This window comes from Streptomyces sp. Da 82-17 (assembly GCF_046098215.1).
Lineage (GTDB): Bacteria > Actinomycetota > Actinomycetes > Streptomycetales > Streptomycetaceae > Streptomyces.
Genome location: NZ_JBJURH010000020.1, coordinates 134,368 through 147,525, shown reverse-complemented (window position 1 = coordinate 147,525; position 13,158 = coordinate 134,368). Strand labels below are relative to the sequence as shown.

General features: G+C 71.9%; 12 protein-coding genes and 1 pseudogene. 7 read left to right on the top strand and 6 right to left on the bottom strand.

Features of this window, described 5'->3' with window-relative positions:
* The first annotated feature begins 84 nt into the window (after positions 1–84).
* The 5 genes from ACIDOF_RS28870 to ACIDOF_RS28850 all read left to right on the top strand — a co-directional run bounded on the left by ACIDOF_RS28870 (position 85) and on the right by ACIDOF_RS28850 (position 6,031).
* A complete protein-coding gene (locus ACIDOF_RS28870) occupies positions 85–522 on the top strand; it encodes a hypothetical protein (protein ID WP_409009070.1) in 438 nt (145 codons plus the stop codon).
* Positions 523–704: 182 nt separating this feature from the next.
* Positions 705–1,967: an Ig-like domain-containing protein gene (locus ACIDOF_RS28865; RefSeq protein ID WP_409009069.1), complete on the top strand. Its 1,263-nt coding sequence runs from the start codon at positions 705–707 to the stop codon at positions 1,965–1,967.
* 172 nt (positions 1,968–2,139) lie between these two features.
* Entirely contained in the window at positions 2,140–2,526 is a 387-nt protein-coding gene (locus tag ACIDOF_RS28860) for a VOC family protein (RefSeq protein WP_409009068.1), read from the top strand.
* Positions 2,527–2,720: 194 nt separating this feature from the next.
* Entirely contained in the window at positions 2,721–4,913 is a 2,193-nt protein-coding gene (locus ACIDOF_RS28855) for a bifunctional polysaccharide deacetylase/glycosyltransferase family 2 protein (RefSeq protein WP_409009067.1), read from the top strand.
* A gap of 5 nt (positions 4,914–4,918) precedes the next feature.
* Positions 4,919–6,031, top strand: a complete 1,113-nt coding sequence (locus tag ACIDOF_RS28850; RefSeq protein ID WP_409009066.1) for an LCP family protein — start codon at positions 4,919–4,921, stop codon at positions 6,029–6,031.
* Between the two features lie 368 nt (positions 6,032–6,399).
* On the opposite strand, the pseudogene ACIDOF_RS28845 reads toward ACIDOF_RS28850, so the two are convergent.
* From ACIDOF_RS28845 to ACIDOF_RS28835, 3 genes and pseudogenes are all read right to left on the bottom strand, one after another.
* Positions 6,400–6,804: pseudogene (locus ACIDOF_RS28845) on the bottom strand (VOC family protein); the annotation flags it as partial.
* Between the two features lie 90 nt (positions 6,805–6,894).
* On the bottom strand, positions 6,895–7,560 hold the full coding sequence (msrA, locus tag ACIDOF_RS28840; protein ID WP_409009095.1) for a peptide-methionine (S)-S-oxide reductase MsrA: 666 nt from the start codon (positions 7,558–7,560) through the stop codon (positions 6,895–6,897).
* A 106-nt stretch (positions 7,561–7,666) separates the two neighbouring features.
* Entirely contained in the window at positions 7,667–8,797 is a 1,131-nt protein-coding gene (locus tag ACIDOF_RS28835; protein WP_409009065.1) for a hypothetical protein, read from the bottom strand.
* A 65-nt stretch (positions 8,798–8,862) separates the two neighbouring features.
* On the opposite strand from ACIDOF_RS28835, the gene ACIDOF_RS28830 reads away from it, so the two are divergent.
* Positions 8,863–10,044, top strand: coding sequence for a cystathionine gamma-synthase (locus tag ACIDOF_RS28830; protein WP_409009064.1), 1,182 nt, complete (start codon positions 8,863–8,865; stop codon positions 10,042–10,044).
* A 347-nt stretch (positions 10,045–10,391) separates the two neighbouring features.
* On the opposite strand, the gene ACIDOF_RS28825 is transcribed toward ACIDOF_RS28830, so the two are convergent.
* The 3 genes from ACIDOF_RS28825 to ACIDOF_RS28815 all read right to left on the bottom strand — a co-directional run bounded on the left by ACIDOF_RS28825 (position 10,392) and on the right by ACIDOF_RS28815 (position 11,660).
* A complete protein-coding gene (locus tag ACIDOF_RS28825) occupies positions 10,392–10,625 on the bottom strand; it encodes a hypothetical protein (RefSeq protein ID WP_409009063.1) in 234 nt (77 codons plus the stop codon).
* Entirely contained in the window at positions 10,622–11,056 is a 435-nt protein-coding gene (locus ACIDOF_RS28820) for a sigma factor-like helix-turn-helix DNA-binding protein (RefSeq protein ID WP_409009062.1), read from the bottom strand. Before ACIDOF_RS28820 ends, ACIDOF_RS28825 begins: the two co-directional genes overlap by 4 nt.
* 100 nt (positions 11,057–11,156) lie before the next feature.
* Positions 11,157–11,660, bottom strand: coding sequence for a MarR family winged helix-turn-helix transcriptional regulator (locus ACIDOF_RS28815; RefSeq protein WP_409009061.1), 504 nt, complete (start codon positions 11,658–11,660; stop codon positions 11,157–11,159).
* Between the two features lie 145 nt (positions 11,661–11,805).
* Here ACIDOF_RS28815 and ilvA point away from each other — a divergent pair, with 145 nt between their 5' ends.
* A complete protein-coding gene (gene ilvA, locus ACIDOF_RS28810; RefSeq protein WP_409009060.1) occupies positions 11,806–13,035 on the top strand; it encodes a threonine ammonia-lyase in 1,230 nt (409 codons plus the stop codon).
* Positions 13,036–13,158: the final 123 nt, after the last annotated feature.

Below are 13,158 nucleotides of genomic sequence, written 5' to 3'. Positions count from 1 at the left end.
GCGATTTGGCCGTGTGAGCTGATGCTAATGAAAGCCGCGGGTCGCGGGAAAGTCGGGAGGGGCCCACGCCTTACGCTCCGTCATATGAGCACTCCTGAGACCTCCCGTTATGTCCGTCTGAAGGTCGAACTCGTCCTGGACATCACCGATTCCGGCGCGCTCACCGGCGCTGCCCTGGACCGCATCGGACACGACGCATTCATGCCCGACGAGGAGCGGGCGCATGCCGAGTCGGCCGTCCGCGAGGAGGCCGCGGAGGCCCTCGCGTATCTGGTCGACCCCTTCGATCTGGTCGGCGACGTGCCGGGCGTCGAGCTGGCCCAGGCGTCGTGGAGCAGCGAGCCCGTCGAGTTCGACCCGGACGCCCCGGACTGGGACGACGACATCGACGACGACGTGGACGAGGAAGAGGAGGAAGGCGAGGAGGACGAGGACTACGAAGAGCAGGACGAGGAAGGCGAAGGGGGCGAGGACGAGGGCGAGGACTACGACGAGGAGGACCTGCCCGGCCGTCGCGCGTGACCGGGGCCGGGTTCCCCCGCCCGTGGGCGTACTGCTAGAAACGTCAGAGTTACGGGCATTCGCACGTGGTCTTCCCCACATCTTCGCCACACCTGGAACCGGACGAACCGGCACAGGTGTTTTAAGGCATGGCGGGACTGCATCCGCGGGCGCCCGCCGGGGGACATGGGGATTCGGCAACGATGGAGAAGCGTGTGATGACGGCTCGGAAGCGGCGCAGGGGATTCATAGCCGCGTCTGCCCTGCTCAGTGGCGTACTGGTGCTCTCTGCCTGCAGCAGTGACGGGGGCGGCGAGACCGGCGACGGCAGCAAGAAGTCGCAGAGCCAGGCCGACGAGGCGGCCGCGAAGGACGCCTCGACCGCGCAGATCAAGATCACGCCGAAGAACGGTGAGAACAAGGCCAGCATCAACAACGCGGCCAAGGTGACCGTCAGCGACGGCACCCTCACCGAGGTCGAGATGAAGACCGCCGACGGCACCGAGGTCGCCGGCTCGCTCGCCGCGGACAAGAAGAGCTGGAAGCCGGACGCCCAGCTGGAGCGCGGTACGACGTACAAGGTCACGGCCGTCGCCGAGGACGCCAAGGGGCGTGAGGCGCACGAGAACGCCAAGTTCACGACCGTGTCGTCCGCCAACAGCTTCATAGGCAACTTCACCCCGGACGACGGCACGACCGTCGGCGTCGGTATGCCGGTGTCGATCAACTTCGACAAGGCGATCACCGACAAGGCGGCCGTGCAGGAGGGCATCAAGGTCTCCTCCAGCAGCGGCCAGGAGGTCGTGGGCCACTGGTTCAACGGCAACCGCCTGGACTTCCGCCCCGAGGACTACTGGCAGGAGGGCTCCACCGTGACCCTCAAGCTGGACCTCGACGGCGTCGAGGGCGCGGACGGCGTGTACGGCGTGCAGCAGAAGACCGTGACCTTCAAGATCGGCCGCAACCAGGTGTCCACGGTCGACGCCAAGAGCAAGACGATGACGGTCACGCAGGACGGCAAGACCGTCAAGACCATCCCGATCTCCGCGGGCTCCCCGGAGAACCCCACGTACAACGGCCAGATGGTGATCTCCGAGAAGTTCAAGGAGACCCGGATGAACGGTGCGACGGTCGGCTTCACGGACGACGACGGCAAGGGCGAGTACGACATCAAGGACGTCCCGCACGCGATGCGGCTGTCGACGTCCGGCACGTTCATCCACGGCAACTACTGGGGCGCCAAGTCGATCTTCGGCTCGGCCAACACCAGCCACGGCTGCGTCGGCCTCTCCGACACCAAGGGTGCGAACGACTCGAAGACCGCGGGCGCCTGGTTCTACAACAACTCGCTGATCGGCGACGTCGTGATCGTCAAGAACTCCCCGGACAAGACGATCACCCCGGACAACGGCCTCAACGGCTGGAACATGGACTGGTCCGAGTGGAAGGCCGGCTCGGCGGTCTGAGCCCCTCCCCGTACCGCTTCCGCGGGCCCGCATCGACTTCCGGTGCGGGCCCGCGGGCTTTTCTCTCCCCCCTCCCTCCCGGGGAGGGGGCGCGCTCCGTCCCGGGGTCTAGGGCTCGGGCCCGATGCGTGGGCGCCGGGCCGCCCGTAGCGTTCGGCGTGGAGGTATCGAGATGACCGTCGAGCTCAACCACACCATCGTCGCCGCACACGACAAGCACGAGTCCGCCGCTTTCCTCGCCGACCTGCTGGGCCTCACCGTCAGCCCGCCGTACGGGCCGTTCGTGCCCGTGGAGATCCCGAACGGGGTGACGCTCGACTACATGGACGTCGGCGACGGCCCGATTCCCTCGCAGCACTACGCCTTCCTCGTCTCCGAGGACGAGTTCACCGAGATCTTCGGCCGCATCCAGGCCGCCGGCCTCACGTACTGGGCCGACCCCGGCCACCACCGTGAGGGGGAGATCAACCGCAACGACGGCGGCCGCGGGGCGTACTTCGACGACCCCAACGGTCACAACATGGAAATCCTCACGCGCCCCTACGGGAGCGGTGGCTGAGCCTCAACGCAACCGTGTGCCTCTTGTCACACCGCGAGGGCGTCCCGGTTCCATCCGGAATGACCCAAATTTGAGGTCACGAAATACCTACACTCGCCTCCCATGTGTGAGTGGCATGTGGAGAACAGGTGGCCGATATGGCCACCGCATGAACGCCCCGACCCGCTGAACAACCTCAGCGAGCGCGCTGCCTGATGGCGGCGGCACGGCACAAGCAAACGCGAGACCCCAAGGCGCACTGGCTGCTCCTCAGCCTCGTCCTGCCCGTGCTCTTCGGCGCCCTGCTCTTCCAGGGCTGGACCCAGAACGAGGTCGACGGCGCCAAGGAGAAGCAGGACTGCACCGCGCCTGTGCCCCGGGCCGCCGCCGACGCCGGGCCCGTGCTCTCCGTACGGGGCGACCAGGTGCGGTCGGCCCGTATGCCCGCGGGCACCGTCGCCCTCACCTACAGCGGCGGCCCCGACCCGAAGTGGACCCCGCGCCTGCTCGCCCTGCTCGCCCGGCACGACGCCCACGCCACGTTCTTCGTCAACGGCGCCAAGGCCGCCGAACACCCCGACCTGGTACGGAAGATCCGTGCCCAGGGCCACGAGATCGGCTCCAACACCTACACCGGCGCCGACCTCGGCACCGCGTCCGACGTCCGCCGCACCCTCGAACTCCGGCTCACCGAAAGCGCGTTGGCGGGCGCCGACGGGTTCACGCCGAGCCTGCTGCGGATGCCGCTCACCACCACCGTCCCGACCTTGTGCGGCGCCGAGTGGCCGGCCGCGCAGCGCGCCTCGGCGGACGGCTACCTGATCGTCGCCGCGGACCGGGCCGGCCGGAAGCCCGCGCAGGGCGCCGTCCGCCAGTTCAGCCAGACCTCGCTCGCGTACCGCGAGACCGAGAAGCTGCTCGCCGACCCGTACGCGCGCCGGTTCGCCACCGTCTCCGAGGGCGTGGGCGCCGCCGCACCCGAGGCCGGACAGGCACCGGAGGTCGGGCAGGCGCCCGAGGCCGGACAGGCAGCCGGGGGTTCCGGGGACGGTCTGCGGGCTGCCGTCATGGAACCGGCGAGCACCGTCGAGCGCTGGCTCGGGGCCGGGCTCATCCGCTTCCAGGACCTCGGCCGCGGCTTCGTCTCCGCCCTCACCCTGGTCCTCACCGTCGCCGCCGCACTCGGCCTGCTCCGGCTCGCCTTCCTGATCCTCTTCGCCCGCCTGCACGTCAAGCGCCTGGAGCGGTACCGCCCCGGCTCGCCCTGGCTGCGGGAGATCCGCGACCCGGTGACCGTGCTCGTCCCCGCGTACAACGAGGAGGCCGGGATCGGCGGCACCCTGCGCTCGCTGCTCGCCTCCACGCACCGGCAGCTGCAGATCATCGTGATCGACGACGGCTCGTCCGACCGGACCGTGGAGATCGCGCGCGAGTACGCGGCCCGCGACCCGCGCGTGCAGGTCGTCCGCCAGCCCAACGCGGGCAAGGCGGCGGCCCTCAACCACGGCCTCACGTACGCCCGTTGCCCGTACGTCGTCATGGTCGACTCGGACACCGTCTTCGAGGCCGACGCCGTCGAACGGCTCGTCCAGCCGCTCGCCCACCCGGCCGTCGGCGCCGTCTCCGGCAACACGAAGGTCGGCAACCGCAGGCGTCTGCTCGGCCGTTGGCAGCATCTGGAGTACGTCTTCGGGTTCAACCTGGACCGCCGGATGTTCGAGGTCCTGGAGTGCATGACGACCGTGCCCGGCGCGATCGGCGCGTTCCGGCTCGACGCGCTCATGGGCGTCGGCGGTCTCAGCGAGGACACCCTCGCCGAGGACACCGACCTCACCATGGCGCTGTGGCGGGCCGGCTGGCGGGTCGTGTACGAGGAGACCGCGATCGCCTGGACCGAAGTGCCCACGTCCCTGCGGCAGTTGTGGCGGCAGCGCTACCGCTGGTGTTACGGCACCCTGCAGGCGATGTGGAAGCACCGCAGGGCCGTCTTCGAGGTCGGGCCCGCCGGGCGCTTCGGCCGGCGCGGCCTCTCGTACCTCTTCCTGTTCCAGGTGGTGCTGCCGCTGCTCGCCCCCGTCATCGACGTCTTCATGCTCTACAGCGCCCTGTTCGCCGCCTCGCCGCTGAAGTCGATGGCGATGTGGCTGGGCTTCCTCGCCGTGCAGACCGGCGTCGCCGCGTACGCGCTGCGGCTCGACGGCGAGCGCCGCCGCACCCTCTGGGCGCTGCCCTTCCAGCTGCTGGTCTACCGGCAGTTGATGTATCTCGTGGTCATCCAGTCGGTCGTCGCCTTCGTCGGCGGCAGCCGCCTGAAGTGGCAGCGGATGCACCGTTCCGGCACCGCGGCCGCGGCCGCCCAGCACATCGACACGGCGACCGACCGACCCGGCCTGACCGCCACGAGGTGAACGCCATGAACACCCACGGTCCGTACGACACACACGCCCTGCCCGACCCGTACGCCCCGTCCGAGCCCGCGTCGCCCGGCGCGAGCCGTCGGCGTGGCGGGCCCGCGCGGCGCCGGCGGGTGCGGAGGTCCCGCTTCCGGCGGACGTTGCGGGCCCTCTGCCTGGCCGTGCTGATCGCCGTGCTCGGCGGGGCCTGCACCTACGTGTGGGCGGACGCACGGCTCGCCGGTGACGTCGACCTGGCGGCGCTGCCGGACCGGCCCGCGCCCGGCGAGGGCGCGAACTACCTGATCGTCGGCTCCGACAGCCGCGCCGGCCTCACCGAGCAGCAGTCGAAGGACCTGCACACCGGCACCGCGTCCAGTGCGGAGGGCCGGCGCACCGACTCGATGATGGTGCTGCACACCGGCGCCCACGGATCCACTCTGGTCAGCCTGCCGCGCGACTCGTGGGTGACGATCCCCGCGTATGTCGACCCGAGGACCGGCATCCACCACAGGGCGGCGAAGAACAAGCTCAACGCCGCGTTCTCCCTCGGCGGGCCCGAACTCCTCGTCCGTACCGTCGAGTTCAACACGCGGCTGCGCATCGACCACTACACGGAGATCGGCTTCGCCGGGTTCGTCGGCATCGTGGACGCGGTCGGCGGGGTCCGGATGTGCGTGGACCGGGACATCGTCGACGAGAAGGCCGGGCTCGACCTCGCCGAGGGCTGCCACACCCTGGACGGCCGCGACGCCCTCGCCTTCGTACGGCAGCGGCACCAGGAGAAGGAGGGCGACCTCGGCCGCTCCCGGAACCAGCAGAAGTTCCTCGCCGCCCTGGCCGAGAAGGCCGCGTCCCGGGACGTGCTGCTCAGCCCGTCAGCGCTGTTCGGCACCGCCGACGCGGGCCTGGACACCCTGGTCGTGGACAAGGAGGCGGGCCTTCCGCAGCTGACCCGGCTGTTCAAGGCGATGCGTACGGTGTCCGCGGGCGGGGGCGCTCAACTCAACGTCCCGGTCAGGACGGTGGGCCTGGCCACGCCCAAGGGCAGCGCGGTCCTCTGGGACGAGGAGAAGGCCGAGCGGCTCTTCGCGGAGCTGCGCGAGGACCGCCCGGTCACGGTCACGGACTGAGCCCCCGTGCGGGCCGGCACCGTCCGCCGCCGCAGGTGCGCGGCCCGCTCCTCCCGGCGCGCTTGTACGTACGCGTACGGCGACAGTCCGTACGCGGACCGGAACTCCCGGCTCAGCAGCGCGGGCGGCAGACCGGCGGCGTGCGCGAGCGCGAGGACGTCGAGGGGCCGCGCGCACTCCCGGTCGATCCGGTCCCGTACGCGGCGCAGGCGGGCGAGGTCGTCCAGGCGCTGTGCGGCGACCCGGGCGGCGGCCCATGCGGGGTGACACATCGGCGCCTCCCTCCCTCAGCGGGCTTCCCGGGCGGGGAACTCCTGGGAGCGGAGTTCCTGGGCGGGAAGCTCCTGGGCAGGGACTTCCTGGGCGGGGACTTCCTGGATGCGGACGAGGTTGCCGGCGGGGTCCCGGAACGCGCAGTCCCGGATGCCGTACGGCTGCTCGGTGGGCTCCTGCACGACCTCCCCGTCCGCGTCCCGCACCTTCGCGAAGACGCCGTCGAGGTCCGGGGTGGCGAGCAGGATCCAGCCGTACGTCCCCTTCGCCATCATCTCGGCGATGGTCCGCCGCTCGTCCTCGGTGATGCCCGGGTCGGCGGCGGGCGGCGCGAGCAGGATGCCGGTCCCCGGCTGCCCGGCCGGGCCCACCGTGATCCACCGCATCCGCCCCTGCCCGACGTCGCTGCGCACCTCGAACCCGAGCACGTCCCGGTAGAAGCCGAGCGACGCGTCGGGGTCGGTGTGCGGCAGCGCCGTGGTGTGAATGGAGAGGTCCATGCGTCAAGGCTAGGCGCGGGACCGGAAGTCGGGCTTCTCCGTTCCTGACCGGTGGGCCCGGCCTCGGGCCGGTCCCACGCGCGGCTCAGCTCAGCCGTCGGCCTTCGCCACACCGATCGGGCAGGAGACGCCCGTCCCGCCGATGCCGCAGTAGCCGCCGGGGTTCTTGTCCAGGTACTGCTGGTGGTAGGCCTCCGCCGGGTAGAACGGGCGGTCGTCCGCGGGGAGGATCTCCGTCGTGATCGTGCCGTGGCCGCTGCCGGTGAGGACCTGCTGGTAGGCCGCGCGGGAGGCCTCGGCGGCGGCCGCCTGGGCGGGGGAGTGGGTGTGGATCGCCGAGCGGTACTGCGTGCCCACGTCGTTGCCCTGGCGGAAGCCCTGCGTCGGGTCGTGGCTCTCCCAGAAGAGCTTCAGGAGCTGCTCGTACGAGACGACCTCGGGGTCGAAGACGACACGGACGCCCTCCGTGTGCCCCGTCAGGCCCGAACAGGCCTCCTCGTACGTGGGGTTGGGGGTGAAGCCGCCCTGGTACCCGACGAGGGTGGTCCAGACGCCCGGGGTCTGCCAGAACTTGCGCTCGGCGCCCCAGAAGCAGCCGAGCGCGAAGTCCGCCACCTCCAGGTGCTCCGGGTACGGGCCGAGCAGCGGATTGCCGAGGACCGTGTGCCGCTCGGGGACCGCGAAGGCCCGCTCCGGGCGGCCGACCAGGGCCTCTTCGCGGGTCGGCAGGACGGGCGTACGTCCGAAGAGCATCAGGTCCTCCAAGCGCAGGGGTGTGCGTCAGGTCAACGTCCGGCGGCCGGGTGGAATTCCGCGCGGCCGGGGCAGCCGGGTACGGCAGCCCAGGGCCGGAGCGGGCGGATCAGTGCGGGAGCGTGGCCGGGCTGCCGCCGTTCGCCTCGTACCCGGCGACGGCCAGCGCGCGGAACACCGCGTACTCCGCGGCCGGGTCCGGGGACAGCGTCCACGGCAGGGCGCCCACGTGGCCGTCGACCGCGATCAGTTGGTGCATCGCCTCGCCCCAGCGCTCGGAGCGGACCAGGAAGTACACGAGCAGGTGGCGGACCGGGGCCAGCATCGGGTCGTCCGGCCGGACCGACTGCGTCGAGTGCTCCGCGTACTGCGCGCCCTCGACGGCCTTGCGGACCACCTCGCTCTCCCAGAAGCTGCGCACCAGGTTGACCTCCGGCAGGTGCTCGAACACCGCGAACAGCGGCAGCGCGGACAGCAGCGAGCCCTGCGGGGCGCGGGCGGCGGCGGCCTCCGCGAATTCGTACGCCCGCTCGCGGGAGCCGTGCCACTTCTCGCTGAACCAGGGGAGCGCCGCCAGATGCGCGCCCATGTGCTGCGGGGCGCGGTCCAGGATCTTCAGCCAGAGCTGGTCGAACTCCTCCTGGGAATAGCCGAGTCCACGCGCCACGGCCAGCTCCGTGAGGTACGGCACCGGGTCGCCCGGGGCGAGCATCGCGGCCTCCGCGCAGGCGGCCTTGGCCTCTTCGAGGATGATTCTGTACTCGTCGGTGCCGGGCATGGCCGTGCGGAACGCCTGCTGGACCAGGAACTCCGCGTGCACGGCCGCGCCGCCCGCGTCCTTCGGGGCCTCGGCCCGCCACACCCGCAGCCACTGCCCGCCGGGCGCCTGCCCGGCCACGCCCGCCGGCTTCTCGGCCAGCTCCAGGGAGGCCGCGCCCGCGAAGGCCTGCACGCGCTGCCAGCGGACCTCGCCCTCCTTCTCCGTGCCGGCGAGGAGCTGCGAGGCGTACTTCCAGTCCTGGGAGCGCTGCACCACGTCCAGGACGTCGAGGAGGTCCTGGTCCGGGCCGGGCATACGGATGTCCAGCTCCTCCTGGCGTGCGAAGCCGTAGTCCGCCGGGTCCGCGGCGTCGGGCGAGCCGGGGGCGGCGAGCCGGATGCCGCCGCGGCGGCGCAGCAGGAACGGCCCGAGCGCCGCACCGAGCATGAGGAGGGCCAGCAGAACCCAGAGAATCTCCATACGTACAAGCGAACCAGACGCCACCGACAAACAGCGAACCAGTCCGAGGACTACGCTCGGGCCGCATGAACGACACGCACAGCAGTGACAGCAACGGCCCCGCCCACAGCGGCCGGAGCTTCGAGACGCTCGCCATCCACGCGGGCAACACCGCGGACCCGCTGACGGGCGCCGTCGTCCCGCCGATCTACCAGGTCTCGACGTACAAGCAGGACGGCGTCGGCGGCCTCCGCGGCGGCTACGAGTACAGCCGCAGCGCCAACCCGACGCGCACCGCCCTGGAGGAGAACCTCGCGGCCCTCGAGGGCGGCCGGCGCGGCCTCGCGTTCGCCTCCGGCCTCGCCGCCGAGGACTGCCTGCTGCGCACGCTGCTCGTGCCCGGCGACCACGTGGTCATCCCGAACGACGCGTACGGCGGCACGTTCCGCCTGTTCGCGAAGGTCGTCTCGCGGTGGGGCGTGGAGTTCTCCGTCGCCGACACCAGCGACCCGGCGGCGGTCCGCGCGGCCGTCACGGACCGTACGAAGGTGATCTGGGTCGAGACGCCGTCGAACCCGCTGCTCGGCATCAGCGACATCGCGGCGCTCGCGGCGGTGGCCCGGTCGGCCGGCGCGCGGCTCGTCGTCGACAACACCTTCGCCAGCCCGTACCTGCAGCAGCCGCTCGCGCTCGGCGCGGACGTCGTGGTGCACTCCACGACGAAGTACATGGGCGGCCACTCCGACGTCGTCGGCGGTGCGCTGATCGTCGACGACGCCGATCTGGGCGAGGAGTTGGCGTACCACCAGAACGCGATGGGCGCGGTCGCCGGGCCGTTCGACGCGTGGCTGGTCCTTCGCGGCATCAAGACGCTGGCCGTACGCATGGACCGGCACAGCGAGAACGCGGAGCGGATCGCCGAGATGCTCGGCCGGCACCCGCGCGTGACGAGCGTGCTGTACCCGGGCCTGCCCGGGCACCCCGGGCACGAGGTCGCCGCGAAGCAGATGCGGGCGTTCGGCGGGATGGTGTCGTTCCGCGTCGACGGCGGGGAGGAGGCGGCGGTCGAGGTGTGCAACCGGGCGTCGGTGTTCACGCTCGGGGAGTCGCTCGGCGGGGTCGAGTCGCTGATCGAGCATCCGGGGCGGATGACGCACGCGTCCGCGGCGGGGTCGCCGCTGGAGGTGCCGGCGGATCTTGTTCGCCTGTCGGTGGGGATCGAGAACGTGGAGGATCTGTTGGCCGATCTGCGCTCGGCGCTGGGCTGAGGGTTTCCGGGGGTTCGGGGGTTTCCCCCCGGGCCCCCTTCTCGGGCCTGCGCCCGGCTCTGCTTCGCCCTTCGGGCTCGATCGGTTCCCCTCCCCGCCCCTTCCCGAAAGCCTCCGGCGGTGTTCGTTCGGCTGCGGCGCCGTCGTGGCTGGTCGCGCAGTTCCCCGCGCCCCTTTCGGGGCACGGATTTCCGCCCACCCCGCTGTGGGCAGGCGTTCCGCAGGGCGATGGGGGTCCCCCTGCTCGAGCGCAGCCGAGAGCTTGGGGGAGGGTGGGCACAGCGCACCCGCGGCGGGAAAGCCGACGACGCACCCCGGGAGCCCCTCCGGCGATTGAGGAGGCCCCTTCACCAGCCCAGGGGAGGGGTGGTGTCCGGCGGAGGCTGGGTCAGCGTGGCCCAGATCAGGAAGGCCACCAGCGCCGCGCCCAGCAGGAGCCACAGCAGCCTCCGCCCCAGCGCCCGCCGCCGCGCCCTGCGGGATCCGCGGTGGAGGGCCTCCGCGCAGAGATCCGGCGGGACGGCCGGGTGCGGGCCGTCCAGGAGGCGGCGCACCTGGTCCTCCTTGCCCTGCCGCCTCACGACCGCACCAGCTCAGCGACCGAGCGCGCGCAGACCGCCCGTACCCGTTCCACCGGCAGCCCCAGGAGCGCGGCCACCTGTTCCTCGGCCACGCCCTCGCCGAGCCGGAGCACCACGACGAGGCGTTCCTGCGGGGTGAGCGCGGCGAGCACTCCGCCGCGGCCGCGGTGCGCGCGCCAGGCGGTGCGGGCGAAGCGGGCGGCGAGCTCCTGCCGCGTACGGTCGTACGGATCGTCGCCGCGGAGCCGGTCCCAGGACGCGTACGTGTGGGCGAGGGCGGCGGTGAGGAGGGCGCGGGCGCGTGGGTTGGCGTCGGGGGGCTCGGCGGTCAGCAGTGTGGCGACATGCAGCAGGCGGCCGCCCGCGCCCGCGACGAAGGACTCGAACTCCCGGGCGTGACGGGCCTGTTGATGTGCGTGCCGTCGAAGCACCGCGCCGCCTCCCGCGCTCCGCTCACCTCATACAGGTCATCTAGGCGCGGGCACGGGTTCGGGGTCAAGGGGCCGGAGGGCCCCGGCCTGCGGTACGTACCTACTCCGTGCCCGAGCCGTGCCTCGCCGAGAGGGCCGCGTTGAAGCGGGTGAGGAGCGTGCAGAACTGCTCGCGCTCCTTCGGCGCCCAGTCCTCCGTCAGCTGGGCCATGAGCTCGCGCCGCGACGCCCGCACCTCGTCCAGCCTGGACTGGCCGCGGGGCGACAGCTGCAGCACGACCGCACGGCCGTCCTCCGGGTGCGAGGTCCGCTTGACCAGGCCGGACTCGACGAGCGGCGCGACCTGCCGGGTGACCGTCGACGAGTCGATGCCCATGCTCGCGGCGAGCGCCTTGACGCCCATCGGGCCTTCCTTGTCGAGGCGGTTGAGCAGCAGGTACGCCGCGCGGTCCATGGAGTTGCGGACCTGGCCGACCCCGCCGAGCCGGGTCTGCTCCGCACGGCGTGCGAAGACCGCCACCTCGTGCTGCAGGTGATCGAGGAGGCCGGGAAGCTCCGAGGTGCCGCTCTGCGGGTCGGTCGTCATGTCCGAAGGTGTGGGCATGGCCGGGGGCTCACTTCGTGCGTGGTCGGTGGGTTGGGGGACAGGGTACGCGGCGATCGGCCCCGTCGTACCTGCGCTGCGCAAACCGGAGGCCCGGCAGGGGCGTGGAAGGCCCCGGTCCGTTCCTGCTGCGAGACTTGGAGGCATGAAGTACAGCACGGCCTCCTCCTGGCCGACGGTGACCCTGGACGACGTACGCGGCGCGCAGAAGATGCTGAACGGGATCGCCCGGGTGACCGCCATGGAGGGCAGCAGGCACCTGTCCCAGCTCGTCGGCTCCCCCGTCCACTTCAAGTGCGAGAACCTGCAGCGCACCGGCTCGTTCAAGCTGCGCGGCGCGTACGTCCGGATCGCCGGTCTGATCGCCGAGGAGCGGGCGGCCGGGGTGGTCGCGGCGAGCGCCGGGAACCACGCGCAGGGCGTCGCGCTCGCCTCGTCGCTGCTCGGCGTCCGCTCCACGGTGTTCATGCCGAAGGGCGCCCCGCTGCCGAAGGTCGCCGCGACCCGGGAGTACGGGGCGGAGGTGCGGCTCGAGGGCACGGTCGTCGACGAGACGCTCGCGGCGGCGGAGGACTACGCGCGCGAGACGGGCGCCGTGTTCATCCACCCCTTCGACCACCGGGACGTGATCGCGGGGCAGGGGACGGTCGGCCTGGAGATCCTGGAGCAGTGCCCGGAGGTCCGCACGATCGTGGTGGGCATCGGCGGCGGCGGTCTCGCGGCGGGCATAGCGGTTGCGGTGAAGGCGCTGCGCCCCGACGTGAAGGTGATCGGCGTGCAGGCGGCGGGCGCCGCGGCCTACCCGCCCTCGCTCGCGGCCGGGCACCCGGTGGCGATCGACAGCCCGGCGACGATGGCCGACGGCATCAAGGTGGGCCGCCCCGGCGACGTCCCGTTCGGCATCGTCGCCGACCTCGTGGACGAGGTGCGCACGGTCTCCGAGGACGCGCTGTCCAGCGCCCTGCTGCTCTGCCTGGAGCGGGCCAAGCTGGTCGTGGAGCCGGCCGGGGCGAGCCCGGTGGCGGCGCTGCTGCAGGACCCGGAGTCGGTGCAGGGGCCGGTGGTCGCGGTGCTGTCCGGCGGCAACGTCGACCCGCTCCTGATGCAGCGCATCCTGCGGCACGGCATGGCGGCGGCGGGCCGGTACCTGTCGCTGCGGCTGCGCCTGACGGACCGGCCGGGGGCGCTCGCGACGCTGCTCGGTGTGCTGACGGTGGTGGACGCCAACGTGCTCGACGTCGGCCATGTGCGCACCGACCCGCGCCTCGGCCTCACGGAGGTGGAGGTCGAGCTGCATCTGGAGACGAAGGGCCCCGAGCACTGCGCCGAGGTGGCCGAGGCCCTGCAGGAGGCGGGCTACATGGTCATGCCGTGAGGCCCGTACCCGTTGGCGTACCACGCGATCGGCGGCACTCGCGATATACATCGCGTCTCAAGACCGGCGCTGCGCAAGTCACTTGAGGAGACGCGATGTATCGCGTTAATGTGGAGCTCCGGG